At 74.2% G+C, this 24,237-nt stretch carries 24 protein-coding genes; 15 read left to right on the forward strand and 9 right to left on the reverse strand.

Going from position 1 to position 24,237, the window contains the following annotated elements; translation table 11 throughout:
• Positions 1-86 precede the first annotated feature (86 nt).
• The 3 genes from ES689_RS13415 to ald all read right to left on the reverse strand — a co-directional run bounded on the left by ES689_RS13415 (position 87) and on the right by ald (position 2,769).
• Positions 87-719, reverse strand: coding sequence for a TetR/AcrR family transcriptional regulator (locus tag ES689_RS13415; RefSeq protein ID WP_146905630.1), 633 nt, complete (start codon positions 717-719; stop codon positions 87-89).
• Between the two features lie 533 nt (positions 720-1,252).
• The gene (locus ES689_RS13420; RefSeq protein ID WP_123548591.1) at positions 1,253-1,525 is read right to left on the reverse strand and encodes a hypothetical protein; all 273 of its coding nucleotides are present in this window, start codon (positions 1,523-1,525) and stop codon (positions 1,253-1,255) included.
• A 131-nt stretch (positions 1,526-1,656) separates the two neighbouring features.
• The gene (gene ald / locus ES689_RS13425; RefSeq protein ID WP_146905633.1) at positions 1,657-2,769 is read right to left on the reverse strand and encodes an alanine dehydrogenase; all 1,113 of its coding nucleotides are present in this window, start codon (positions 2,767-2,769) and stop codon (positions 1,657-1,659) included.
• 122 nt (positions 2,770-2,891) lie between these two features.
• Between ald and ES689_RS13430 the strand changes: the two genes are divergently transcribed.
• The 7 genes from ES689_RS13430 to ES689_RS13460 all read left to right on the forward strand — a co-directional run bounded on the left by ES689_RS13430 (position 2,892) and on the right by ES689_RS13460 (position 9,652).
• Positions 2,892-3,422 carry an Lrp/AsnC family transcriptional regulator gene (locus ES689_RS13430; RefSeq protein WP_146905636.1) on the forward strand — a complete coding sequence of 177 codons (531 nt, stop codon included), beginning with the start codon at positions 2,892-2,894 and terminating at the stop codon, positions 3,420-3,422.
• Positions 3,423-3,490: 68 nt separating this feature from the next.
• On the forward strand, positions 3,491-4,354 hold the full coding sequence (locus ES689_RS13435) for a hypothetical protein (protein WP_146905639.1): 864 nt from the start codon (positions 3,491-3,493) through the stop codon (positions 4,352-4,354).
• A 109-nt stretch (positions 4,355-4,463) separates the two neighbouring features.
• On the forward strand, positions 4,464-5,129 hold the full coding sequence (locus ES689_RS13440) for an ANTAR domain-containing protein (protein WP_146905642.1): 666 nt from the start codon (positions 4,464-4,466) through the stop codon (positions 5,127-5,129).
• A complete protein-coding gene (locus ES689_RS13445) occupies positions 5,126-5,875 on the forward strand; it encodes a GAF and ANTAR domain-containing protein (RefSeq protein WP_146905645.1) in 750 nt (249 codons plus the stop codon). Before ES689_RS13440 ends, ES689_RS13445 begins: the two co-directional genes overlap by 4 nt.
• Positions 5,876-6,051: 176 nt before the next feature.
• Positions 6,052-7,236: an acyl-CoA dehydrogenase gene (locus ES689_RS13450; RefSeq protein ID WP_146905648.1), complete on the forward strand. Its 1,185-nt coding sequence runs from the start codon at positions 6,052-6,054 to the stop codon at positions 7,234-7,236.
• The gene (locus ES689_RS13455) at positions 7,230-8,894 is read left to right on the forward strand and encodes a bifunctional PIG-L family deacetylase/class I SAM-dependent methyltransferase (RefSeq protein ID WP_146905651.1); all 1,665 of its coding nucleotides are present in this window, start codon (positions 7,230-7,232) and stop codon (positions 8,892-8,894) included. Before ES689_RS13450 ends, ES689_RS13455 begins: the two co-directional genes overlap by 7 nt.
• On the forward strand, positions 8,891-9,652 hold the full coding sequence (locus tag ES689_RS13460; protein WP_146905654.1) for a glycosyltransferase family 2 protein: 762 nt from the start codon (positions 8,891-8,893) through the stop codon (positions 9,650-9,652). The genes ES689_RS13455 and ES689_RS13460 overlap by 4 nt, the downstream gene beginning before the upstream one ends.
• Here the strand turns inward: ES689_RS13460 and ES689_RS13465 are convergent.
• Positions 9,579-11,051 carry a HAMP domain-containing sensor histidine kinase gene (locus ES689_RS13465; protein WP_146905657.1) on the reverse strand — a complete coding sequence of 491 codons (1,473 nt, stop codon included), beginning with the start codon at positions 11,049-11,051 and terminating at the stop codon, positions 9,579-9,581. The genes ES689_RS13460 and ES689_RS13465 overlap by 74 nt on opposite strands.
• Complete coding sequence (locus ES689_RS13470) at positions 11,048-11,725, reverse strand: response regulator transcription factor (RefSeq protein WP_146905660.1); 678 nt, start codon at positions 11,723-11,725, stop codon at positions 11,048-11,050. Before ES689_RS13470 ends, ES689_RS13465 begins: the two co-directional genes overlap by 4 nt.
• Before the next feature lie 197 nt (positions 11,726-11,922).
• On the opposite strand from ES689_RS13470, the gene ES689_RS13475 reads away from it, so the two are divergent.
• Genes ES689_RS13475 through ES689_RS13490 form a run of 4 tightly spaced genes read left to right on the forward strand, consistent with a single transcriptional unit; the run spans position 11,923 to position 15,447 of the window.
• Positions 11,923-12,441, forward strand: coding sequence for a hypothetical protein (locus tag ES689_RS13475; protein WP_146905663.1), 519 nt, complete (start codon positions 11,923-11,925; stop codon positions 12,439-12,441).
• Complete coding sequence (locus ES689_RS13480) at positions 12,438-13,499, forward strand: peptidoglycan-binding protein (RefSeq protein WP_146905666.1); 1,062 nt, start codon at positions 12,438-12,440, stop codon at positions 13,497-13,499. The genes ES689_RS13475 and ES689_RS13480 overlap by 4 nt, the downstream gene beginning before the upstream one ends.
• Complete coding sequence (locus ES689_RS13485) at positions 13,496-14,242, forward strand: ABC transporter ATP-binding protein (RefSeq protein WP_146905669.1); 747 nt, start codon at positions 13,496-13,498, stop codon at positions 14,240-14,242. The genes ES689_RS13480 and ES689_RS13485 overlap by 4 nt, the downstream gene beginning before the upstream one ends.
• Positions 14,239-15,447: an ABC transporter permease gene (locus ES689_RS13490; RefSeq protein WP_223269610.1), complete on the forward strand. Its 1,209-nt coding sequence runs from the start codon at positions 14,239-14,241 to the stop codon at positions 15,445-15,447. Before ES689_RS13485 ends, ES689_RS13490 begins: the two co-directional genes overlap by 4 nt.
• 94 nt (positions 15,448-15,541) lie before the next feature.
• On the opposite strand, the gene ES689_RS13495 is transcribed toward ES689_RS13490, so the two are convergent.
• Positions 15,542-16,033 carry a glutathione peroxidase gene (locus ES689_RS13495; protein ID WP_146905671.1) on the reverse strand — a complete coding sequence of 164 codons (492 nt, stop codon included), beginning with the start codon at positions 16,031-16,033 and terminating at the stop codon, positions 15,542-15,544.
• Positions 16,034-16,152: 119 nt separating this feature from the next.
• Between ES689_RS13495 and ES689_RS13500 the strand changes: the two genes are divergently transcribed.
• The 3 genes from ES689_RS13500 to ES689_RS13510 all read left to right on the forward strand — a co-directional run bounded on the left by ES689_RS13500 (position 16,153) and on the right by ES689_RS13510 (position 19,906).
• Positions 16,153-17,115: a helix-turn-helix domain-containing protein gene (locus ES689_RS13500; protein WP_146905674.1), complete on the forward strand. Its 963-nt coding sequence runs from the start codon at positions 16,153-16,155 to the stop codon at positions 17,113-17,115.
• A 78-nt stretch (positions 17,116-17,193) separates the two neighbouring features.
• On the forward strand, positions 17,194-17,622 hold the full coding sequence (locus ES689_RS13505; protein WP_146905677.1) for a hypothetical protein: 429 nt from the start codon (positions 17,194-17,196) through the stop codon (positions 17,620-17,622).
• A gap of 106 nt (positions 17,623-17,728) precedes the next feature.
• Positions 17,729-19,906: a choice-of-anchor I family protein gene (locus ES689_RS13510; RefSeq protein WP_223269611.1), complete on the forward strand. Its 2,178-nt coding sequence runs from the start codon at positions 17,729-17,731 to the stop codon at positions 19,904-19,906.
• A 246-nt stretch (positions 19,907-20,152) separates the two neighbouring features.
• Here the strand turns inward: ES689_RS13510 and ES689_RS13515 are convergent, their stop codons facing one another.
• The 3 genes from ES689_RS13515 to ES689_RS13525 all read right to left on the reverse strand — a co-directional run bounded on the left by ES689_RS13515 (position 20,153) and on the right by ES689_RS13525 (position 23,050).
• Entirely contained in the window at positions 20,153-21,082 is a 930-nt protein-coding gene (locus ES689_RS13515) for a diacylglycerol kinase family protein (RefSeq protein ID WP_146905680.1), read from the reverse strand.
• 141 nt (positions 21,083-21,223) lie between these two features.
• Positions 21,224-21,655 carry a DUF4383 domain-containing protein gene (locus ES689_RS13520; RefSeq protein WP_146905683.1) on the reverse strand — a complete coding sequence of 144 codons (432 nt, stop codon included), beginning with the start codon at positions 21,653-21,655 and terminating at the stop codon, positions 21,224-21,226.
• 39 nt (positions 21,656-21,694) lie between these two features.
• Positions 21,695-23,050, reverse strand: coding sequence for an ATP-dependent RecD-like DNA helicase (locus ES689_RS13525; protein ID WP_146905686.1), 1,356 nt, complete (start codon positions 23,048-23,050; stop codon positions 21,695-21,697).
• A 156-nt stretch (positions 23,051-23,206) separates the two neighbouring features.
• Between ES689_RS13525 and ES689_RS13530 the strand changes: the two genes are divergently transcribed.
• The gene (locus ES689_RS13530) at positions 23,207-24,208 is read left to right on the forward strand and encodes a hypothetical protein (protein ID WP_146905689.1); all 1,002 of its coding nucleotides are present in this window, start codon (positions 23,207-23,209) and stop codon (positions 24,206-24,208) included.
• Positions 24,209-24,237: the final 29 nt, after the last annotated feature.

The raw sequence follows: 24,237 nt of genomic DNA on the forward strand, positions 1-24,237 counted from the left end.
CCCGCCCTCGACCTCGCTGACCCGCCCTCGGCCTGGTGGCGGTCGCGGCGAAGGAGGCGCGGGTCGGGCCTCGGGGAAAGTGCGGGTCAGGCCGCGGGGGAGTCGCCCGCCGCGGGGCGCAGCAGCGCGGCGACGACGTCGCCCATCAGCTCGCCGGGCGCGACGTCGCCGGTCGCCGGGGCGTCGAAGGCCGAGCCGACCGAGATGGTGATGAGGAGGCGCGCCAGCTGGTCGGAGGAGAGCCCGGTCGCGTCCGGGGTGCGTCCCTGGAAGACCTGGTCGACGAGGCCGCGCAGCGTGTCGAGCACGGCCCGCCGCTGCTCGACGAAGACCTCCATGACGAGGGGATCGGCGAGGGCCTGCGAGCGCAGCTCGGACATCAGGCTGAAGTCGTCCGCGGTGCCGGGCCCGTAGGGCGCGAACGCCGTCCGGATCGCGGCGGGCAGGTCGGGCAGGTCGGTGCCGGGCACCCGCATCTCGTGCAGCGCGCGGAGCGCCCCGTCCGTCTCCCGGCGCAGCAGGGTGACGACGAGGTCGGCCTTGGAGTCGAAGTTCGAGTAGACGGCGCCCTTGCTGAACCCCGCCGCCCCTGCCACGTCGTCGAGGGTCGTCGCGTGGACGCCGTGTCGTGCGAAGAGCCGACTCGCGGCCTCGATCAGACGTTCGCGCACCTCGGCTCGGGGCGGGCGCTTGGCGGGGGCGCTCCCGGTCGCGGACATGCGGTCACCCTAACCTCCGCGCGACGGCTGTCGTCCGCGGCGCGCAGATCGGAGAATCGTTACATACTCACGGGTATCCCCGCGCTACGATCGTCTTGCCTGGTGGACCCGAGACATCAGGAACGACCGAGTGCGCGTCGAGCGCGGCCGCCCGAACGAGCCGCCGCTCCGCGCGCTCGGTCCCGTCCCGGCGTCGACGCGCCTGTCGCGTCAGTCCGCCCGGGGCCCCGCGGCGCTGCCCCTGTGGATCGAGGAGGCGCGGCGCCTGTGGACTTGTCCACAGGAGGCCGGGCATGAAAAGCCCAGATCAGAGACCGACAACGGAGTTACACGGCTGTAATTTCCACATCATGATCCACAGCCCCGCGAGGTTATCCCCGAAAAAAGCCGCTCTCGACACAAGTTGTCCACACCCTTTTCCACATGTTGTGGGGAGGTCTCGGACGGGGGCGGCTCACCCTCGGGCTGGGTGTGCCGGCCAGCCGGCCGGTCGGCCTGGGCCGCGCGCCCGCTGCACGACTCGGACCGCGCCCTCAGTCGTAGACGCGACCGAGCACCCACTGCCCCGCTCCGTCGCGGAGCACCTCGAACATGTGCGTCGTGCCGACGCCGTCGGTGGCCTGGAACCGCCACCCCACGAACTGCTGTGGAGGGTGCGTGATGAGCGCGGGCACGAAGGCCGGCTCGTGCCACATCTCGGTCGGGGTGTCCGTCACGCGCCAGCGGGTGCCGTCGTGCACGAGCCGGTCGGGCGTGCCGTCGACGAACCAGAGCGCGACGGCCGAGCGGGTGGTGGAGATGTTCATCGAGGCCGCCTCTCTCTCGAACACGTGTTCGAACAGATGGTGAGTGTAGGCAGGCCGGATCGGCTCGCGCAACCGCTCCGGCGTGTCGTCCGCCGCGCCTCCTGAGGGCCCTCTCGGTGGTGTCGGCAGCGTCAGGCGCGCGCGGGCGGCGCTCCGAGCGGCATGCCGAGCGCGGCGGCGACGCCCGGCGCGACGACGGCGCCCGCGACCACGTTGAGCCCGGCGGCGAGTGCCGGGTCCGCCGCCGTGGCCGCCTCCCAGCCCCGGTCGGCAAGCGCCGCGACATAGGGCAGCGTCGCGTTCGTCAGCGCTCGGGTCGACGTCTCGGGCACGGCGCCGGGCATGTTCGCGACGCAGTAGTAGACCGTGTCGTGCACGGCGAAGGTGGGGTCGTCGTGGGTCGTCGGCCGCGACCCCTCGAAGCAGCCGCCCTGGTCGATGGCGATGTCCACGAGCACGGCGCCGGGCTTCATGGTCGCGACCATCTCGTCGGTGACGAGCTTCGGGGCCGCCGCCCCCGGGATCAGCACCGAACCGATCACGAGGTCCGCCTCGCGCACCTGCGCCGCGATCTCGAACGGTGACGAGTGCCGCGTCGCGACCCGGCCGCCGAAGCGGGCCTCGAGCGCACGGAGGCGCGGCAGCGACAGGTCGACCACGGTCACGTCGGCGCCCAGGCCGAGCGCGTTGGCGGCCGCGTGCTCGCCGGCGACCCCGCCGCCGATCACCACGACCTTCGCGGCCGGCGTGCCGGGGACGCCGCCGAGCAGGGTGCCCCGACCGCCGGAGGCGCGCATCAGGTGGTACGCCCCGACCGTGATCGACAGACGCCCCGCGACCTCGCTCATCGGCTGCAGCAGCGGCAGCGAGCGGTCGGGCAGCTGCACCGTCTCGTAGGCGATCGCGGTCGTGCCCGAGGCGACCAGCGCCTCCGTCAGGGCCCTGTCGGCCGCGAGGTGCAGGTAGGTGAAGACGACCTGGTCGGCACGCAGGTGGCGGTGCTCGGAGCTGATCGGCTCCTTGACCTTGAGCAGCAGGTCGGCGGCCGCCCAGACCTCGTCGGCGGTCTCGACGATCGTCGCGCCGACCGCGGCGTAGTCGTCGTCGTGGATGCGCGAGCCGAGGCCCGCCCCCGCCTGGACGAGCACCTCGTGGCCCCGGCGCACCAGGGCGTCGGCCCCGGCGGGCGTGAGCGCCACCCGGTTCTCGTTGTTCTTGATCTCGGTGGGGACTCCGACGCGCACGGCTGCTCCGATCTTCGTCAGGGCTGCCTCGTCGCGACCCTGCTCCTCCAGTGTGGTCCGATCGTGGCGATCGTTCGTTTCTGGCCTGTTTCAGTCGAAGGATCTTCTGCGAAGATGCCACCATGACCGACGACGAGCCGAGAAGAGACCTCCCCTCCCGGTCCGGGCCGAACGATCTTCGCGCCTCCGGGCCGCTCGACGAACTCGACCTGCGCCTCCTCGACGTCCTCGGGACGGACGCGCGCATCTCGAACGCGGCGCTCGCCGCGGCCGTGGGCGTCGCGCCCTCGACGGCGCACGTGCGGCTGCGCTCGCTGATCGACCGCGGGGTGGTGACGGGGTTCCTGACGAGCATCGACCAGCGCAGCCTCGGGCTGCCGTTGCAGGCGATCGTCGGCGTGACCCTGCGGCCGGGGTCGCGGCAGGCTGCGATCACCGCCTTCTCGGAGGCCGTGCGGAGCCTGCCGCAGGTGCTGCAGGTGTTCTTCCTCGGTGGTCACGACGACTTCATCGTGCACATCGCCGTGGCCGACTCGAGCGAGATCCGCACCTTCGTGGTCGACCACCTCTCGGCCCAGCCGTCGGTCGCCTCGACGCGCACGAGCATCGTGTTCGACTACCACCGCAACGGGGTCGCGGCGTCGTTCCGTTGAGGAGGCGCGGGTCACGGTCCCCTGGGAGTCGCGGTCGACCTCCGCCCGCCTCGCCTACCGTCCGGCTCATGCGATCGACACGAGCAGCCCTCACCGAGCAGGCCCCCGTCCGCACGACCCTGACCGGCGCCGCACTCGCGGTCGCCGTGCTCGCCGCCACGGCCGGCTGCACGTCAGCCGAGGCCGAGGCCGAGGGCGCGACCCCCACGGTGACGGTCACCGCGGCCCCCGCGCCCGCCCCGTCCGCGTCGGCGACCCCCGCCGAGTCGCCCGAGGTCCAGCTCGTCCGCGAGTACCTGGACGCCGCCGCGGCGGGCGACGCGGCGGCGGCCTGGCCGCTGCTGACGCCCGAGGCGCAGGCCTTCTACCCGTCCGAGCAGCAGTTCGCGTCGGCGTTCGGCCGTGACGGGACGGTCACGCCCGAGGCGGCCGGCCAGCTCGTCGGCGCGACCTTCCAGGAGGCGGAGGCCCTCGAGGGCGCCGTCACCGTCGTCAGCGTGACGACCGAGGCCGAGGCCGACGCGTGGGTCGTCCGGGAGTCGTCGGCCGGCCTCCGCATCGACGACGCCGGGGTGCCCTCGACGGGCGACTCCGTCTACGAGTGGACCAACCCGGCCGCAGGAGCGGAGGACGTGCAGTCCGACGCGGGCGCCGCCTCCTTCGACGACTCGGCCCCCGCCTCGATCTCGTTCGCGTCGCCGGCCTCGGCCGACGCGACGGGGCCGTCGGTCGTCGGGTACCCGACCGGCCTCTTCGCCTTCGTCGACGGGGTCGAGACTCCTGTCGACGAGCCCGTCTCGGCGGGCTCGGGCAGGCAGTTCACCATCCCCGTCGGCTCGGCCTCGACCGACGGGGCACCAAGGGGGCTGACCGTCGTGTGGCAGGTGGGCGACGCGCCGGCGTCCTTCCGGAGCAGCACGGTGCTTCTCTGACCGCGGCAGCTACGGCGGCCGGAGCGGCTGAGTCGGCGGCGGCGTGCGCCGATGTCCGTCCGGCGCACTGACCCCCGTCCTGCCCGCCGGGGCAGGTAGCCTCGCCCTCATGGACGACAGCGACCTCGCGGGATCCCTCCTCGCGGCCCTCCCGGTGTCGGGAGTGTCCGTCGCGACGATGGGCGGGCTGCTGCGCACCGAGACGGTGTCGGCGAGCGACCCGGTGGCGGCACGGCTCGACGAGCTCCAGTTCGACCTCGGCGAGGGCCCCTGCTGGGACGCTGTCAGCGAGCGTCGCCCCGTCTTCGAGGCCACCCTCAGGATCGCGCCGCGACGCACCTGGCCCGCCTTCTCGCGCGCCCTGCTCGACCACGACGCCGTCGAGGCCCTGCACGCGTTCCCCCTCCTGCTCGGCCCCCTCGCCCTCGGTGCGATGGAGCTCTGGTGCGACCGCCCGGGCGACCTCCCCGACGCGAGCGCGCGCCGCGCCTCCGCCCTGGCCGGTCAGGTCAGTCGTCACCTGCTGCGGCGCGCGGTCAGCGACGTGGCCGACGACCAGGCCGAGGAGGTGCGGGTCGACAAGTACTCGCGGCGTCGCATCCACCAGGCGACCGGCATGGTGCTGGCCCAGGCCGACCTCTCGGCCGAGGACGCCGAGCTGCTGCTCCAGGGCCACGCCTTCGCCCAGGGCGTGCCGATGCGCGAGGTCGCGGACGCGGTGCTCGACGGCCGGCTCAGCTTCGCGTCCGGGGCCGACGGGATCGTGGAGCGATGAGCGCCGACGACCGCGACGTCCGCGGCGACGCCCGCGGCGAGGCCAGCCGCGAGGCCGTCCTCGTCGACACCTTCGCGACCCTCGCCGACAGCCTCGTCGCGGGCTTCGACGTCATCGAGCTGCTGCAGACGCTGGTCGACACCTGCAGCCGGGTGCTCGACGTCGACGAGGCGGGGATCCTGCTGGCCGACGAGGACGGCGACCTCGAGGTCGTCGCCTCGACCAGCGAGTCGAGCACGCTCGTCGAGACCATGCAGCTCGACGCCCGCTCCGGCCCGTGCTGGACGAGCTTCACGACCGCCGCGCCCGTCTCGCTGCCCGACGTCGACGTCGACCGGGAGCGCTGGCCCGAGTTCGTCGAGGTCGCACGGCAGCAGGGCTTCCGCGCGGCGCACGCCGTGCCGCTGCGGCTGCGCGGCACCGTGATCGGCACCCTGAACCTGCTCCGCAACTCCGTCGGAGAGCTGAACGACCGCGATGTCCGGGTCGCACAGGCGCTCGCCGACGTCGCGACGATCGGCATCCTGCAGGAGCGCACCGTGCGCGAGAGCGCCGTCGTGCAGCAGCAGCTGCAGGGCGCCCTCGACACCCGCGTCGTGATCGAGCAGGCCAAGGGCGTCGTCGCGCACGTGCGCGGCGTCAGCACGGACGAGGCGTTCGCGCTGATCCGCCGCCACGCGCGCGAGAACCGGCTGAAGCTGGCCGACGTCGCCGCGCAGCTCGTCGACCGCCGCCTGACGCTGTAGCGCCCGCGCTCGCGCTCGCGTCACGCTCCGCACCCCGCGAACCCGCGCCCACCCCTCGGCGCGGGCGCGGGTCTGCGCGGGTCCTGAGGGTGCGGACACCGCTCGCAGGGCGAACGGAGCGGCGTCGGGCCGCGCCTCCGTGAACCGCGACGGCGGCAGCGCCGTACATTCAGCAGATGCACCTCTCCCACGAGGTCGACCCCCGGTCGGCCACGGCTGTCGTCCGCGCACGCCTGCCGCGCTCGGTCGCCGACTCCCTCGCCCTCGCCGCCGACCTGACCGGCCGAGGAGGTGCGGCGCCCGTCCCCGGGGCCGGCTCCACCGCCGACCTCTGGCTGGCCCTCGCCACCCTCGCGGCCCACGACGTCGGAGCGGCCCGGGCCGTCGAGCCGCACCTCGACGCCACGGCGATCCTCGACCAGGCACGGGAATCGGGCACGGTCGTGCTGCCGGCCCGCGCCTCCTCGGCGGAGGGGTTCACCTGGGGCGTGTTCGCGGCCGAGGGCCCGGGCGCGAAGCTCGTGGCCGAGCCCGCCGATGGTGCCCGCACCTCCTGGGTGCTCACCGGCACCAAGCCGTGGTGCTCGCTCGCGGGGGTGCTCGACGGCGCGCTCGTGACCGCCTGGGTCGGCGACGAGCGGCGCCTGTTCGCCGTCGACCTCCGCCGGCCCGGCGTCGAGGTCGTGCCCGGCGCCTGGCACGCGCGCGGCCTGGTCGAGATCCCGTCGGGGCCCGTGACGTTCGCGTCCGTGCCGGCGACGCCCGTCGGGGAGCCCGGCTGGTACCTCCGCCGCCCCGGCTTCGAGTGGGGCGGCATCGCCGTCGCCGCCTGCTGGTACGGCGGGGCGGTCGGCGTGGCCGGCGCCCTGCTGAGGTCCGCGGTCGCCCGCGACCCCGACCCGTGGCTGCTCCGTGCGCTCGGCGTGGTCGACGAGCGCCTCGGCGACGCACGTCGCGCGCTCGAGGCGGCGGCGGTCGCCGTCGACGCCGGCCGAGCGGTCGGGCAGGAGGCGCGGCTCCTGGCGAAGAGGACGCGCTCGACGGTCGCCCACGCGGCCGAGGACGTGCTCGCCGCCGTCGGCGGAGCGCTCGGCCCGGCGCCGCTCGCCTCCGACCCGGAGCACGCCAAGCGCGTGGCCGACCTCGAGCTCTACCTGCGGCAGCGGCACGCGTCGAAGGACGACGCGTCGCTCGGCGGCGCCGTGCGCGACGCGGCCGTCGCCGCGGCTGCAGCCGCCGCGGCCGCGGCCGGGACGAGCGAGTTGCCACGTCGCGGGGGTCTCGCGACGCCGGACGCCCCCGAAACGGCAACTCGAACCGGCTCCGCCAGCACGAGCACCGCGGGGATCGCCCCGTGGTGAGCTTCGACGCCCGCGAGCCCGGCACCTCCGTGGCGACCTGGCGCTCCGACCCGCGCTGGGCGACGCTGCCGTCGCCGCGCCCGCTCGACCCCGCGATCGTGCCCGCCGTCGCCGAGCCGGACGCGCCCGGCGCGTTCGACCTGGTCGGCGCCTCCGGCCCGGTGGTGGTCCTGGCCGCGCACGCCGACGACGAGACCCTGGGTGCCGGCTCCCTGATCGCGCAGCTCGTGCGGCACGGACGCGCCGTGACGGTCGTCGTCGTCACCGACGGGGCGGCGTCGCACCCGCGCTCGACGTCGACGCCGGCCGGATCGCTCCGCGAGCTGCGCCTGGCGGAGGCCCGCGCCGCCCTCGACGAGCTCGCCGGGCTCGGCGCCCCTGCCGGGCTCAGCGACCCTGCCGGGCTCGCCGACCCTTCCGGCCAGCGCGCCCAGGGCGCGCAGATCGAGCTCATCGCCCTGGGCGTCGCCGACGGCGGCCTCCGCGAGGCCCGCGACGACGTCCGCCGCCAGCTCGCGGACCTGCTCGACGCACGGCAGCCCGTGCTCGTCCTGACCCCGTGGCGGGGCGACGGCCACCGCGACCACCGGGTGCTCGGCGAGGTCGCGGCGGAGCTCGTGGGAGGCGACGGGTCCGCGCTGCCGGACGCGCGCCTCCTCGAGTACCCGATCTGGATGTGGCACTGGGGCGGGCCCGACCACCCCGACGTGCCGTGGGACGCGCTCGTGCGCGTCGACGGGGACGAGGAGGCGGGCCTCGCGAAGCAGCGGGCGCTCGCGCGGTACTCGTCGCAGGTGCTGCCGCTGAGCGACCGGCCCGGCGACGAGGCCGTGCTGCGGCCCGACTTCGTCGAGCACTTCGTCGGCGGCGCGGAGGTCTTCGTCGAGGCACCCGTACCCGCACCCGCCCCCGCGCCCGAAGATTCCCCCGAGGGCGGGTCGTCTTCGCCGAGGGCGGGTCGCGCGGAACCCGCCCTCGACGCAACCGACCCGCCCTCGACGGACAGCACGCTCGAGCTCGCACCTGCGCCTGAGCACGTGCCCGGCGACACGCTCGCGCCCACGTTCGACGCGACCCACGCGCGCCGCGACGACCCCTGGGGCGTCACGACGCGCTGGTACGAGCGCCGCAAGCGCGCCCTCGTGCTCGCCTCCCTGCCCGACGAGCGCCTCGGCCGGGTGCTCGAGATCGGCTGCTCGATCGGCGTCGTCACCGAGCAGCTCGCCCTGCGTGCGGACTCCGTGCTCGCCGTCGACGTCTCGTCGGTCGCCGTCGAGCGGGCCCGCGAGCGCCTGGCCGCCCACCCGCACGTCCGCGTGGAGGTCGCCGACGTCTCGGCCGGTCTCGACCAGGGAGACGGCGACCTCGACCTCGTCGTGCTGGGCGAGGTCGGCTACTACCTGTCGCCCGGGCACCTCGGCACGCTGCTCGCCGACGTCGACCGGGTGCTCGCGGCCGGCGGGTCGCTCGTAGCCTGCCACTGGCGGCACGGTGCCGACGACTTCGCGCAGTCCGGCGACGCGGTGCACGAGGCGCTCGCCGCCTGGGCTCGCGGCGCCGACCTGACGCGTGTCGTCAGCCACGTCGAGGAGGACTTCCTCCTCGACGTCTTCTCGCGCGACCCCCGGTCGGTCGCGAGCCGGACGGGCCTCCAATGACCCGCACGGTCGCCGGCCGCCTGGTCACCCGCAGCCGGATCGCCGGCGTCGCCGTGGTCGTCCCCGCGCGCGACGAGGCCGAGCTGATCGCGCGGTGCCTGTCCTCGGTGCGCGAGGCGCGCCTCCTGCTGGCCGGTCGTGCCGCAGGCGAGGGCCGACACGAGGAGGTGCGGGTCGTCACCGTCCTCGTCGCCGACGACTGCTCGGACGAGACGGCCGCGATCGCGGCCGGGCTGCCCGACGTCACGGTGGTCGAGACCCGCCTCCGCTCCGTGGGCGCGGCCCGCTCGGAAGGCGCCCGCGTCGCGTTCGACCGGCTCGCCGAGCTCGGGGTGCCGCTCGACGCCGTGTGGCTGGCGAACACGGACGCCGACTCGGCCGTGCCGCCCGCCTGGCTGACGTCGCAGCTCGACCTGGCCGACGACGACGGGGCCGACGTCGTCGTGGGGACGGTGCGCCCCGACTTCGCCGACCTCTCCGACGCGCAGGTCGCCGCGTGGCTGTCGCGCCACACGCCGGGCAGGCCGAACGGCCACGTGCACGGGGCCAACCTGGGCCTGCGCGCCGCGGTCTACGAAGCGGCCGGGGGCTTCGGCGAGCTCGACCTGCACGAGGACGTCGAGCTCGTCGCCCGTGCCCGTGCCGCGGGTGCGGTCGTCGTCGCGTCCGAGGCAGGAGAGGTGCTCACCTCGGGGCGCCAGGTGGGACGGACCCGCGGCGGCTACGCCGGCTACCTGGCCAACGACCTGCTCGCCTAGGCGCGACCTGGTCGCGGAGGGACCGCGACGAGACGGACCCGTCACGGCCCGGCTCGTCGGCGTGCCCGACGGCGAAGACGACCCGCGCGGTCAGCCCGCCGGTCGGCGGCGCCTCCAGGGAGAGGGCGGCCCCGTGCCCCTCGGCGACGGCCTGCACCAGGGCGAGTCCGAGGCCGTGCGAGCCGGCCACTCGCCCCTCGGCCCGGAAGAACGGCTCGGTCAGGCGCTCCGCGACGGCAGGGTCGATCACGGCGCCGCCGCTGGACACGTGCAGCACCGGGGCCCCGTCGTCGTCCTGCCCCACCACGACCCGGAGCCAGCCGCCCGGCTCGTTGTGCACGATGCCGTTGCGCACCAGGTTGCCCACGAGCACGCCGAGCAGGGCCGCGTCGCCGTCCACGGTCGTGGGGCGGCCGGTACGGCGGACGTCGATCCCCAGCTCGTCCGCCTGCTCGCGCGACGCCGCGAGGGCGTCGTCGACGACCGAGACGAGGTCGACGCGCTCTCTGCCGTCGCCCAGCCCCGAATGGGCGTCGGAGAGGCTCAGCAGGGCCTCGACCGTGTCGATGCTGCGCGTGTTCATCTCGCGCAGACGGGTCGCCAGGCGCTCGTCGACCTGAGGGGTGCCGAACGACGCGTCGAGCATCGCCTGGGTGGTCGCCAAGGGCGTTCGCAGCTCGTGCGAGGCGTTGGCCGCGAACCGCCGCTGGGCGTCGAACGAACGGTCGAGCCGCGCGAGCATGTCGTCGAAGGTCGTCGCGAGGCGGCCGAACTCGTCGTCCGGCTGCCCGGGGGCCCGGTCCGCCAGGTGCTCGCGGAAGAGCCCCGGCCGGCCGTGCTCGGCCTCGCGGGCGGCGGTCGCGAGGTGCTCGACCGGCCGGAGCAGGCGGCCGGACAGGATCCAGCTGGCCCAGACGCCGACGGCGAGCACCGCGGCGAAGACGACGAGGGAGGTGGTCAGCAGCACCCGCAGCAGGTCGCCTTCGCCGGCGATGGTCACCATGGAGTGCAGGCGGAGGACCGTGACGAGGGAGTCGGCCACGATCGCGACCGGAGGGTCGTCCCCGGCCGGCGCCGAGAACGACGTGTCGGGCCCGACCGTGGTGACCCGGCCGGTCGTGGGGGGAGCGCCGCCCCCACGGTCGCCGTCGGCCCCGCCTCCGTCGGCGCTGCCTCCGTCGGCGCCGCCGAGGTCAGGAGGCTCCCCGGGGCCGACGCTGGCGAGTTCGTAGTGGGGGACGAGCGCCATCACCAGGAAGATGGTCGCGACGATCGAGATCCCCACGGCGGTCAGCACGACGCTGAAGGTGGCCGTGAGCCGGAGGCGTGCGCTGCCCCGCGCCCACGACCTCGGACGGGGTCGGAACCGCCCGGGGAACGCGGCCCGGCGGGCGTTCACGGTGCGGACCGGTCAGCTGCCGCGATCCGGTACCCGCGCCCGGTGACGGTCTGGATCAGCCACGGCTCGCCCAGGCGACGACGGAGGTTCGAGATCGTGACGCGCACCGAGTTGGTGAACGGGTCGGCGTTCTCGTCCCACGCCTTCTCGAGCAGTCGCTCGGCGCTGACGACGCCGCCGTCGGCGTCGAGCAGGACGCCGAGCACGGCGAACTCCTTGCGGGTCAGCGTGACCGAGCGTCCGGCCCGCCGGACCTCGTGCCGGAAGGGGTCGAAGCTCAGGTCGCCGCAGACGGCGACCGGCGGCCGCGCCTCCTTCGACCGGCGGGCGAGTGACCGGATGCGGGCGATGAGCTCGGGGAACTCGAACGGCTTGGCGAGGTAGTCGTCGGCGCCGAGCTCGAAGCCGTCGACCTTGTCGCGCAGACGACCCGCTGCGGTGAGCATGAGGACGCCGGGCCCGGTGGCCGACAGGGCGACGGTCGAGCAGACGTCGTCACCGTGGGTGCCCGGCAGGTCGCGGTCGAGCACGACGACGTCGTAGTCGTTGACGGCCAGCCGCTCGAGGGCCGAGTCGCCGTCGTGCACGACGTCGACGGCCATCGCCTCGCGCTCGAGGACGGTGTGGACGGCCTCGGCCAGGTAGACCTCGTCCTCGACGATGAGCACGCGCACGGCGGCTCCCTTCTCAGCAGGGTTGATGGTCTCCTGAGTGTGACATTCCGGACGTGACGCCGAGATAAAGAAGACGGTTTACGGGACGACAACGCCTCCTGCGGTGGTCTGGGACCCGTCGCCCGCCCCGGGCGACGACGACGTGCACCTCAGCACCTCGCACGTCAGAACGACCCCCCGTCCCACCTGGAGACCCCATGCTCAAGAACCGAGCCACCTTGCTCGTCGCCCTGCCCCTGCTCGTCGTCGCCTTCACGGGCTGTTCGTCCGAGGGCGGCGGCACGTCCCCCACCACCAAGAGCGAGTCCCAGCTCGCCGCCGACGCCAAGACCTGGGACGTGGCCATCGCCCAGTGCATGCGCGCCGAGGGCCTCGACTTCGCGGACCCGTCCGACTCCGGGGGCAACGCCGTCGACGTCGGCGACGACTTCGACCCCGACGCCTTCCAGGCCGCTGCCGAGAAGTGCCAGGACGAGGTGACGGAGGAGCTCGGCGAGCGGCCCGTGACGGCGGCCGGGAAGAAGGCGCAGGAGGACTTCGAGGAGCAGCTGCGCGAGACGAACGAGTGCCTGCGCGACAAGGGGTACGACGCGCCTGACCCCGAGGAGGGCGACGGGGGCGCGATGATCTCGGAGGCCTCGGACGACGAGATCCCGGAGAGCGTCCTGGAGGCCTGCGGGGCCTTCGGCGACTCCGGCCCGACGGGCCAGGAGTGAGCACCCGGCGTCGCACCGTCGTCTGGTCCGGCCTGGGCCTGGTCCTGGTCGGCTGCGTCGTGACGGCGTCGGTGCTGGCCGGGCTGCCCCGCGACGCCTCGGCCGAGGCAGGGGAGGACGAGCACCGCGGGGCCGACCGTTCGACCTCGACCGTCGACCGCGGCACCCTCACCGGCAGCACGAGCAAGGCGGGCACGCTCAGCAGGCTCGACGGCCCGACGATCGTCGGCGCGGCCCAGGGGACCATCACCTGGCTGCCCCAGGTGGGCGAGGTCCTCACGCCCCGGAGCGAGCTGTACCGGGTCGACGACCGGCCCGTCACCGCGTTCGAGGGCGTCCTGCCGCAGTGGCGCGCCTTCGAGTCGGGCATGTCCCCGGGGCCCGACGTGCAGCAGCTCGAGCAGTCGCTCTCCGACTGGGGCCACCTCGTGGGCACCCCCGACCAGACCTTCGACGCCCGCACGACGCGGGCCGTCCTGGCCTGGCAGAAGGCCAGCGGGCAGACGCGCACCGGCACGGTCGACCTGGGCGGGCTGCAGTTCGTCTCCGGCGAGTTCGTGGTCGCGGGCCTGTCGGCCGCGGTCGGCGATGCGTCCGGCGGCGGTGACCTGTACGAGACCGCACGCACCGAGAAGGTGGTGACGGTCGACCTGCCGGTCGGCTCCCCCCTCGCGACCGTCGGCGGCGTCGTCTCGACGGAGCTGCCGTCGGGCACCGACGCCCCGGGGCACGTCACGGCCGTCGGGGCCGCCGAGGCCGACGCCGACTCCGGGAAGACGACCGTTCCGGTGACCGTGTCGTTCGACGACCCGGCCGCGCCCGGCGACCTGACCGACGCCTCCGTCGTCGTCGAGTTCGTGTCCGAGGTGAGGGAGGACGTGCTGTCCGTGCCGGTGCTCGCGCTGGGAGCGGCGGCCGGGGGCGGCTTCGTGCTCGAGGTCGTGCAGCCGGACGGCAGCACCGAGGCGGTGCCCGTCGAGACGGGACTCTTCGCGGGCGACCGCGTGGAAGTGACGGGCGACGTCGCCGAGGGCACAGAGGTCGTGGTGCCGGCATGAGCGCCGTCCTCGAGCTCACGGGCGTGACTCGTGAGTACGGCAGGCCGCCCACCACCGCCCTCGACGACGTCTCGCTCCGAGTCGACCACGGCGAGATGGTGGCCGTCGTCGGGCCGTCGGGATCAGGCAAGTCGACCCTGTTGAACGTCCTCGGCACGCTCGATCGACCGACGTCGGGCACCGTGGCCGTCGACGGCGTCGACGTCGACACGCAGAGCGACGCCCAGCTCTCGGCCCTCCGGGCACACCGCATCGGCTTCGTCTTCCAGCAGTTCCACCTCAGCGACGGGGTCAGCGCCACCGACAACGTCGCGAACGGGCTGCTCTACACGGGGACGCCGATCAGGGAGCGCCGGAGGCGCGCCACGGAGGCCCTGGTCCGCGTCGGTCTCGGCCACCGCCTCGGGCACCGGCCGAATCAGCTGTCCGGCGGTGAACGACAGCGGGTCGCCATCGCCAGGGCCGTCGTGAACCGGCCTGCCCTCCTGCTGGCCGACGAGCCGACGGGCAACCTCGACCAGCGTGCCGGCGCGGGCATCGTGGCGCTGCTGCACGAGCTGCACGCCGACGGCACCTCGATCGTCGTCATCACGCACGACGTCGAGCTCGCCCAGCTGCTGCCCCGGCGCGTCACCATCCGTGACGGACGGGTGGCCGGCGACAGCGCCTCCTCGCCCGCGGTCACGGAGTCCGTGGTCGCCGAGTCCGCGTCGGGCCGTCCCGCCGTCGGGGCCGACTCGTGAGGGCGCAGGACGCCGTGCCCGGCGGCGCCCGCTCGCGGCTGCGCGCGTCCGACGTCACCAGGCTCGGCGTCTCCGGCATCGTGTCGCGCCCGGCCCGTGCCGTGCTGTCCGCGCTCGGCATCGCCATCGGCATCGCGGCGATGATCGCCGTCGTGGGCATCTCGACGTCGAGCCAGGCGCAGCTCGCCGCGACCCTCGACGCGCTCGGCACGAACTTGCTGACGGCATCGCAGGGAACCGACTTCTTCGGCGAGACCGTTCCGCTGCCGCTCACGGCGGGAGCCTCGGCGCGGCACGTCCAGGGCGTCGAGTCCGCGGGGACGACCGGCACGGTGGTCGACGTGGGCGTCTACCGCAACGGCCGCGTCCCCTCCGGCAACACGAACGGCATCACGCTGCGCACCGCGTCGCCCGAGCTGCTCGAGGTGCTGGAGGCCGAGCTCGCGACCGGGTCGTGGCTCACGGCGGGCACCGCGCAGTACCCGGTCGTCGTGCTGGGCTCCGCGGCGGCGAGGTCGCTCGGCATCGCCGAGCCGGGGCGACACGTCGTGATCGCCGACGCCGAGTACGTCGTCGCCGGGATCCTCGATCCCGTGCCGCTCGCTGACGAGATCGACGTGTCCGCCCTGATCGGCGAGGTCGCTGGCGAACGGCTCACGGGCGAGCCCGTGGTGCCCACGGCGGTCTACACGCGGGTCGACCCGGAGCGCGTCGACGAGGTGCGCGAGCTCATCGCCCCCACCGTCCAGCCGCGTTCCCCGTCGGACGTCCAGGTGAGCCGTCCCTCCGACGCGCTCGCGGCCGAGCAGGCCGCCGACCAGGCCTTCACCGGCCTGCTGGTCGGCCTGGGCTCCGTGGCCCTCCTGGTGGGAGGCATCGGCGTCGCCAACACCATGGTGATCTCGGTGCTCGAGCGGCGACGCGAGATCGGCCTGCGCCGCGCCCTCGGCGCCACCAGGCCGCACATCCGACGCCAGTTCCTGGCCGAGGCGCTGGTCCTCTCAGCTCTCGGCGGGGTGGCGGGCGTCGCGCTCGGGGCGGGCGTGACCGCTGTGTTCGCCACGACGAAGGGGTGGCCGATGGCGATCCCGCCCGTCGTGCTCGCCGGCGGCCTCGGCGCCACCCTGGTCGTCGGGGCCCTCGCCGGGCTCTGGCCCGCGGTGCGGGCGGCGCGCATCCCGCCGACCGAGGCGCTGCAGTCCTGACCGGCACCGCGCCTCCTCGTCGCTCGGTCGTCTGCCGAGAGGCGGAGGAGGCGCGGGTGCGGCAGGTCGGGCCGGTCAGGCCGGTGCGGGCAGCTCAGGCAGGTGTGGGCAGCGCCGCCTCGATGACGCCGACGATCGCGGGGTCGTCCGGCTCGGTCGTCGGCCGGAAGCGGTGCACGTCGCCCGACGGCGTCACGACGAACTTCTCGAAGTTCCACTTGACCTTGCCGGCCTTGCCGTCGGCGTCGGCCGTCTTCTTGAGCTCGGTGTAGAGCGGGTGCTCCGAGCGCCCGTTGACCCGCACCTTCTCCATCATCGGGAAGGTCACGCCCCAGGTCGCCGAGCAGTACTCGTCGATGGCCTCCGCCGAGCCGAGCTCCTGGAGGAACTGGTTGCTCGGGAACCCGACGACCGTGAAGCCGCGCTCGCCGTAGGTCTTCTGCAGCTGCTCGAGCTTCTCGTACTGGGGCGCGAGCCCGCAGCGCGACGCCACGTTGACGACGAGCACCACCTTGTCGGTGAAGGCTCCGAAGCGGGTGTGCTCGCCGCGGAGGGTGGTCAGGTCGATGTCGTCGAGGTCGCTCATGCGCGCGACGCTACTCGCACACCTGCCGAGCGACCTGCGCCACAGCACGTCGCCCCTCCTCCCGTCAACCCCCTCTCGGCAACTTGTCCCGGCCCCCGCGGCCCGCCAAGATCGGAGGGATGTCCGACGACCCCCGACGCAGAGTCCTCGTCGAGGCACACGGCGACGACCTCGACGGAGCGGCCAGGTTCTTCGGCTCGGGCTACGGCGAAGTGGGCGGCCTCCGCTTCGTCGAGACGGAGGACGCGTTCCGCTGGCGGCACACGACGCGCGGCGACGGCGAGCTGACCCTCCGCACGACGCACTTCTCCGGCGAGGTCACCGGCACGATCCAGCCCCGCGGCGAGCGGATCATCCAGTGGATCGGCCGGGGCTCGGCCCTGATGGACATCGGCCGCGACGAGGTGACGCCCGAGGTCGGCCAGCCCATGCCGTTCCCCTACGGGAGGCCCTTCTCGTTCCGGGTGACCGACGTCGAGCAGAACCTGCTGCACCTCTCCGACAGGGTGCTCGACGAGGTCGCCTCCGAGCGCGAGGACGCCTACCCCGGCTCGGTCCGCTTCGACCACACGGCCGTGATCGACGACGAGGGGCGAGTCCGCTTCAACGCCGCCCTGCGCCACATCGCGCGGGTCTACCTGGACGACGAGTCCGACGACGCCGCCCGGGCCGAGACCGCGCGCTGGGCGGCGGGCGTCCTGCTCGACACGTTCCCGCACACCTCGCGCCGCCTCCCCGACGAGGTCCTGGCGCCGCGGAACGCGTCGCTCCGCCTCGCGGTCGAGTACGTCCACGCGCGTGCGCACGAGCCGATCACGCCCCGCGGCGTCGCGACGCACGCCGGCCTCACGCCGCGCGGCCTGCAGCAGGCGTTCAGCCGTCACCTCGACACGACGCCGTCCGAGTACCTGCGCGCCGTGCGGCTCGACCGCGTGCGGGACGAGCTCGTCGAGGGGTCGGCGGACACCGTGACGGTGGCCGAGGTGGCCCAGCGGTGGGCGTTCGCGCACCTGGGGCGCTTCTCCGCCTCCTACGTCCACCGCTTCGGCGAATACCCGCGCGAGACGCTGCACGGCGCCTGACCGGCGACGGGCCGGGTCGCAGGAGGTGCGGCGCGCGTACCGTGGACCGTCCCACCCCAGCCAGCCGGAAGAGCCGTCATGAAGCGCATCAGCTACGCCGAGGACCACCTGGTCACCGGCGACGACATCGCGGACGCGGTGATGGCGTACGCCCAGGCCCTCGCGATGAAGGGGCAGTCGGACTCGATCGACGTCCCCGCCGTGGACGCGGCGGGGACTCCCCGGGTCTTCAGCATCCTGGTCGGGCCCGCGAGCCAGATGCTCACCTCCGACTCGATCAGCGTGGACGAAGCCCGCGGCGACGAGATCCGCGACGAGCGGCTCGTCGTCGACCTCGCAGCGCGGACGGCTGCGCTCGCCGGCGCCTCGCCCGTCCCCGTGCCGGTCGGCGTCGACTCGGTCGACCTCGAGACCGAGCAGTTCGACGTCGCCGTCCTCGACAGCGACGCGCCGGACCAGGACGGCGGCCGCCCCGGCCGTCAACCCGGCGGCCGCCCCGGCCGTTAACCCGGCGGCCGCCCCGGCCGTTAACCCGGCGGCCATCTCTGCGGCACGTGTCGTGCATATGGTCGTGGCGTCCCCGACGCCCGACCGCACCAGAGAGAGCTCCCGCATGCGCGCACGCCGCCCGGCCTCCCGCCTCCCGTCCTCCACGTCCACGTCCGCCCCGCACGCCGCGCGCAGCCGGCGTCCGCTCGGCGCCGTCGCCCTGACCGGCACGGCCGCCCTCGCCGCCGCCGGCCTGATCGGCCTCTCGGCGCCCGCGAGCGCGGCCGTCGTGGCGGCGCCCGTCGAGGTCTTCGCCGACCAGGAGGCCTTCGACCTGCAGCCCGTCGGCTCGTACGAGACCGGCACCTTCGACGCCAGCGCGGCCGAGATCGTCGAGCACTGGACCGGCCAGGCACGGGACTCCTCCGGCTCGGTGCTGCACCGCCTCCTCGTCGTCAACGCGGCGGAGGCGGTCGTCGAGGTCCTCGACATCGGCACGCCCTCGGCGCCCGTCTCGGCCGGCTTCACCGTCCAGACCACCGGCGTCACGGCCGCCGACGGCTCGGTCGTGCCCGCGGGCGCCGTCGCCAACTCGGTCTCGGTGCGGGCCGACGGCCTCGGCGCCGTCGCCGTCGAGAGCGACGACAAGACCGACCTCGGCTGGGTCGTCTTCTTCGACGCCGCGGGCGACGGAGGCGCCCTGGGCGCCGTGCGCGTCGGCTCGCTGCCCGACATGGTCGCCTTCAGCCCCGACGGCACCCGGGTGGTCGTCGCGAACGAGGGCGAGCCCGCCGAGGACTACTCGGTCGACCCCGAGGGCACGATCAGCGTCGTCGACGTGCCCGCGACCGTCTCCGCCCCCGCGCAGCCGGCCGTCAGCACGGCCGACTTCCACGACTTCGAGGTCGGCGGCAGCTCGGTGCTCGACCCCGAGGTGCGGGTCTTCGGCGGCCGTGAGGACGCCGGCACGGTCACGCCCGAGTCGCCCCTGCTGTTCCCCGTGAGCGAGAACCTCGAGCCCGAGTACGCCACGTTCTCGGCCGACGGCGCGACCGCGTGGGTCTCGCTGCAGGAGGCGAACGCCCTCGCGATCGTCGACGTCGCCACGGCCACGGTGACCGACGTCGTCCCCCTCGGCACGGTCGACCGCTCCGTCGTGCCGTTCGACCCGTCCGACCGTGACGGCGCCGACGGCGGCCCGGCGATCGCGATCGGCACCTGGGCCGGCGTCGAGGGCTACCGGATGCCCGACACGATCGCGAGCTACGAGTCCGGCGGCTCGACCTACGTCGTCACCGCGAACGAGGGCGACTCGCGCGACTGGGCCGGCTACGGCGAGGTGTCGCGGGTCAGCGCCCTCGGTCGGGGCGGCGTCCCGCCCGTCTGCGCGACGTCGCCCGCCGCCGGCTCGCTGGCGCCCGCCGCGCTCGGCCGCCTGAACGTGACCACGGCGAACGGCCTCAGCGCCGACGGCTCCTGTTACGAGACGCTCTACACGTTCGGGTCGCGGTCGTTCAGCATCCTCGACGCGAGCGGTCAGCAGGTCTTCGACTCGGGCTCCGACTTCGAGGAGGTCACCGCGGCGGCCGCGCCGGAGTCCTTCAACTCGAACCACACGGAGTCGAACCTCGACGGCCGCAGCGACGACAAGGGCCCCGAGCCGGAGGGCGTCGCCCTGGGCGAGATCGACGGACGCACCTACGCCTTCATCGGCTTCGAGCGCGTGGGCGGGATCGCCGTCTACGACGTGACCGTGCCGACCGCCGCCTCCTTCGTGGCCTACGTGAACAACCGCGACTTCGCCGTCTCGGGCGAGGACGCCGCCGACCCCGCCGCCGCCCTGTCGGCTGCGGGCGACCTCGGGCCGGAGGGGCTGGCGTTCGTCCCCGCCGCCGACTCGGCGACCGGCGAGCCGATGCTCGCGGTCGGCAACGAGGTCTCGGGCACGACGACGCTCTTCGCGATCACGGTGCCCGCGGCGGCCGAGCCGCCCGTCGTCGTGCCGCCGGTCGAGCCGCCCGTCGTGGTCGAGCCGCCGGTCGTCCCGCCCGTCGCCCCGGGTGACGGTGACGGTGCCGGTGCTCCGGGCGCGGGTGCGCCGGGTGCCGGTGCCGGTGCCGGGAACGGTGCAGGCGCGGGAGGCGCGGACACGTCGACCGCAGCCGGCACGACTCGGGACGGCCTCGCCTACACCGGCTCGGAGCTGGCCGCCTGGGCCCTGCCCCTCGCCGGCGGACTCGTCGCCCTCGGCGCCGTGCTGCTGGTCCGCGCCCGTCGCAGGGCGGCTCGCCTGCGCGGCTGACGCCTCCTCGGCCCTCACGAGAGGCCCCGGATCGACCTCCCCTCGTGGGCGACGGTCGAGCCGGGGCCTCTCGTCTGTCCCCGGCCGAGGAGATCAGAGTGGTGCGTGCCGAGCGGTCCGATCTGGTTCCCCTCGACCTGCCGGAGACCCAGATCGGACCACTCGACGGACGGACGGACGGATCGGTTGGCGGGGGCAGTGCGGAAGAGGAGGTGCGGTGCGAGGCGTCAGGCGCGGGGCGCGCCCTCAGGCGGAGGCCGAGGCGGCAGGCGCGATCACGTGCAGCACCCCGGGCGCGACCTCGACCGTGACCGGCAGCGGTCCGACCAGCTCGCCGTCGGCGTAGGCGACGATCCCGTCGTCCGACTCGATGACGACCTTCCGCACCCGGTGCACGTGCACCCTCGGATCGGCGAGGTGCGTGCCCTTCGCGACCTTGAGGAACAGGCGGAGGAACTGCAGCCGCCCCAGCCGCTCCACGATCAGCACGTCCAGCAGGCCGTCGTCGAGACGGGCCTCGGGCAGCACGGTCGTGCCCCCGCCGAACGAGCGCCCGTTGCCGACGGTGACCAGCGTGCCCTCCACTTCGCGCGAGGCGCCGTCGAGCTCGAGCCGGTACGACAGCGGCCGCAGGCGCAGCAGCTCGATCAGCAGCGCGAGGTCGTAGCGGCGGCGGCCCTTGGGCCAGCGCAGGGCGTTCGTCCGCTCGTTGACCACGGCGTCGAAGCCGGCCGAGACGATGCAGCCGAACCAGGTGGACTCGTCGCCGCGCGTCACCCTGCCCGCGTCGATCACGAGCGGCGGCCGGTCGAGCAGCGAGACGAGGAGGCGCGTCGCGGCCTCGGGGTCGTCGTGCGGGATCCCGAGGGTGCGGGCCATGTCGTTGCCGGTGCCCGTCGGCACGATCCCCAGCGCGACCGGCACCCCGACGACGAGTCCGACGCCGAGGTTGACGACGCCGTCGCCGCCCACGACGACCAGGGCGTGGGGGAGCGTCAGCACCTGCGCGCGCGCGGCCGCGACGAGGGCTTCGACGGTGGGCTCGCGGAGCGGGACGACGTCGTGGCCCGCCGCACGGAGGGCCTCGACGACGGCGTCGCCCACGCCTCGTCCGCGTCCGGACGACGCCGACGGGTTGATCGCGACGACGACGCGGCGGCGGGGAGTCGGTTCCATCCCCCGATCATGTCAGCGGACGCGCCGCGCCGCCCCTGCGGCCCGCCCCGGCGGCCCGGCGGAAGCACACTGCACCGGGACTAGACCCGGTGCAGTGTACGAAACGCGGTGCGATGCCCGCGGCAGCTCCGCGGCGGCGGCTCAGCGGCGGCGGCGGCGCTCCGCACCGATCGCGGTCAGCAGCAGCACGCCGCCGGCCAGCAGGTGCGTGATGTCGTCGCCGAGGTTGAGGGCGAGGAAGTTGACGTCGGTGTCGCGCACGAGGAACCCGGCGACGCCGAAGACGACGAAGAGCAGGCCCACGACCGTGTTGATCGTGCGGGCGGGGGCGCTGCCGGAGGCGCCCGCGATGAGCAGTGCCGCACCCGAGAGCACCCAGATGACGACGAGCGCGGGGTTGACGTTGAGGAACCCGAGCGCCGCCCCGGTCGTCCCGAAGAACGGCCCCATGTTCTCGGCGAAGAACCCGCAGGCGCCGACCAGCAGGACGATCGTGCCGATCGTCAGTGCGGCCGCGCGGTTCGGCGACTCGCGGATGGTGGGCTCGTAGGCGGCAGGAGTCGTCGTGGTCATCCCCCGATCATGCCAGAGCACCACCCGAGGAGGCGCGGCTCAGCTCGAGGGCGCCGCCGCGGCACCCGGGCCGGTGCCGGCCGCATCGCCCGCGGCGGCCGCGTCCTCTGCGGCGCGGATCGCCGGCACCCGGGTCGCCTGGCTCATGAACCGCCGCACGTCGAGGTCGACGATGATGTCCGCGGGCCGCAGCGGGCGGGTCAGGTACAGCCCGTCGAGGGCCGTGATGCGGCTGAGCGCGACGTAGGTCTGCCCGGCGCTGAAGACCCGCGTGCCCAGGTCGACGATGGCGCTGTCGTAGGTCTTGCCCTGCGACTTGTGGATCGTCACGGCCCAGGCCAGGCGCAGGGGGAACTGCGTGAACTCGGCCACGACGTCCTTGCGGAGCTGCTTGGTCGAGGCCGACCACGAGTAGGCGAACTTCTCCCACACGGCGGGCTGCACCTCGTGTTCCTCGCCGTCGACCTCGACGAAGACGGTGTCGCGCACCTTCGTCACGGTGCCGGTGGTGCCGTTGACCCAGCGCTGGTCCTGGTCGTTGCGGAGGAACATCACGCGCGCCCCGCGCTTCAGCTCGAGAGCCTCGTCGGCGGGGAACGTGCGCCCCCCGAACTCGCCGCTGACCTCGGCCTTGGCGGTGAGCACCCGCCCGGGCAGCCGCTCGAGCTCGACCTTGTTGATGCGGGTCACGGTGTCGTTCCGGGTCGCGAGCGTGATCGCGGTGCCGTCGGTCGGCGCGGGGCGCGCCCCCGCCCCGTTCAGCGCACCGGCGATCTCGGCGGTGACGCGGCCGTGGCGGACGGCGTTCAGCATCTCCTTGAAGTCGCCCTCGGTCTGCCGGTGGATGAACGCCAGCTCGTAGATCCGCAACGACGCTTCTTGCCAGACGTGGGCGTCGAAGAACCACATCGACCGGTAGTTGTCGCGGAAGTACGCGCGCTCCTCCGCGTCGCCGGGCACCGGGGGCAGTTGGTAGGGGTCGCCGAAGAGCACGACCTGCACGCCGCCGAACGGCTCGGACCGTCGCTGTCGTGCCTGGCGCAGGGAGCGGTCGATCGCGTCCATCAGGTCGGCGTTCACCATCGAGACCTCGTCGATCACGAGCGTGTCGATCGTGTTGAGCAGCTTGCGCAGCTCGCTCTTCTGCTCGATGTCGTGGTCGGCGATCAGCCCGATCGACAGCCGGAACAGCGAGTGGATCGTCTGCCCGCCGACGTTGAGGGCGGCCACGCCCGTGGGGGCACAGATCACGACCTGCTTCGACGTGTTCCACGACAGGTGGTTCAGCAGGGTCGACTTGCCGGTGCCGGCCCGGCCGGTGACGAAGATGTGCTCCTTGGTGTCCTCGATGGCGTCGAACACGGCCTGCTGCTCGGCGGAGAGGGCGACGGACACGGCGACACGGACCTTTCGGGCTCGAGGAGCAGGGGAGGCGGCAGGGGCGGACGGGGTGGAGCCGCGATCTCGAGGAGGCGCGTCCAGGTCTCCAACCTACCCGCGCCTCCGTCGCTGCACGGCTGGTCGTGACCTCCGTCGACCTATGCTGTGGACATGTCTTCGTCCGTGGGGGAGAGAAGGCGCCCGTCGTCGTGGTGGCCCTTCGTCGCCATCTGGGGCGGTGCCGCGCTCTTCGTGGTGATCGGGTTCGCCGTGACGGTCGTCGCGCTGAACGCGACCGTGTACAGCGCGGGCGGCTTCGCGCGCGGCTACCTCGACGCGATCGACCGTGGCGACACCGCCAGCGCCCTCACCCTCGCGGGGATCGAGCCGACGGGCGATCTCGAGGACGCCCTGCTGACCGTGCCCTCGCTGGGCGGCCTCGCCGACGTGCACGAGGAGCGCGAGCTCGACCTCGGCGACGGCACCCGCGCCGTGACGCTGTCGTACACGCTCGACGGCACCCCCGGGCAGTCGCAGTTCGTCGTGCAGCAGGCCGGCACGCGGTTCGGCTTCTTCCGCGCCTGGAGCTTCGCGCAGAGCCCGACCGCGACCCTCGACGTCACGCCGATGAACGACCCGCGCTTCACGGTCGACGGCCGGCTCGTGACGACCGAGAGCGGCGACGTCGCGACGCGCTTCGAGGTGCTCGCGCCCTCGCGCTTCGTCCTCTCGCACGAGAGCGCGTACCTCGAGGCGCCGACCGTCGGCGTGACGGTGATCAGCGCGGGGGGCACCTCCTCGGCCAGCGTCGCGACCGTGGCCCGCGCCTCCTTCTCGCAGGTGCTGCAGGAGCAGCTCGACACGATGCTCGACACCGACTGCGTGACGCAGCCGGTGCTGCTGCCCGCCGGCTGCCCCTTCGGGCGGCAGGTCGACGACCGGGTCACGGGCGAGCCCGCGTGGAGCATCGTCGCCTACCCGCAGGTCGCCGTGCAGCCCGGCACGGTCTCCGGCCAGTGGCTCGTCACCGAGGCCGCGGGCACGGCTCACCTCGTCGTCGACGCCCAGTCGCTCTTCGACGGGCGTCGCTACGCGATCGACGAGGACGTCCCCTTCACCGTCAGCTACACGATGAGCATCGGCACGGACGACGTCCTGACCTTCCAGCAGTAGGCCCCGGCCTCCGGCCCCGGTGAGCCGGC

The organism is Frigoribacterium sp. ACAM 257 (assembly GCF_007954365.1).
Lineage (GTDB): Bacteria > Actinomycetota > Actinomycetes > Actinomycetales > Microbacteriaceae > Frigoribacterium.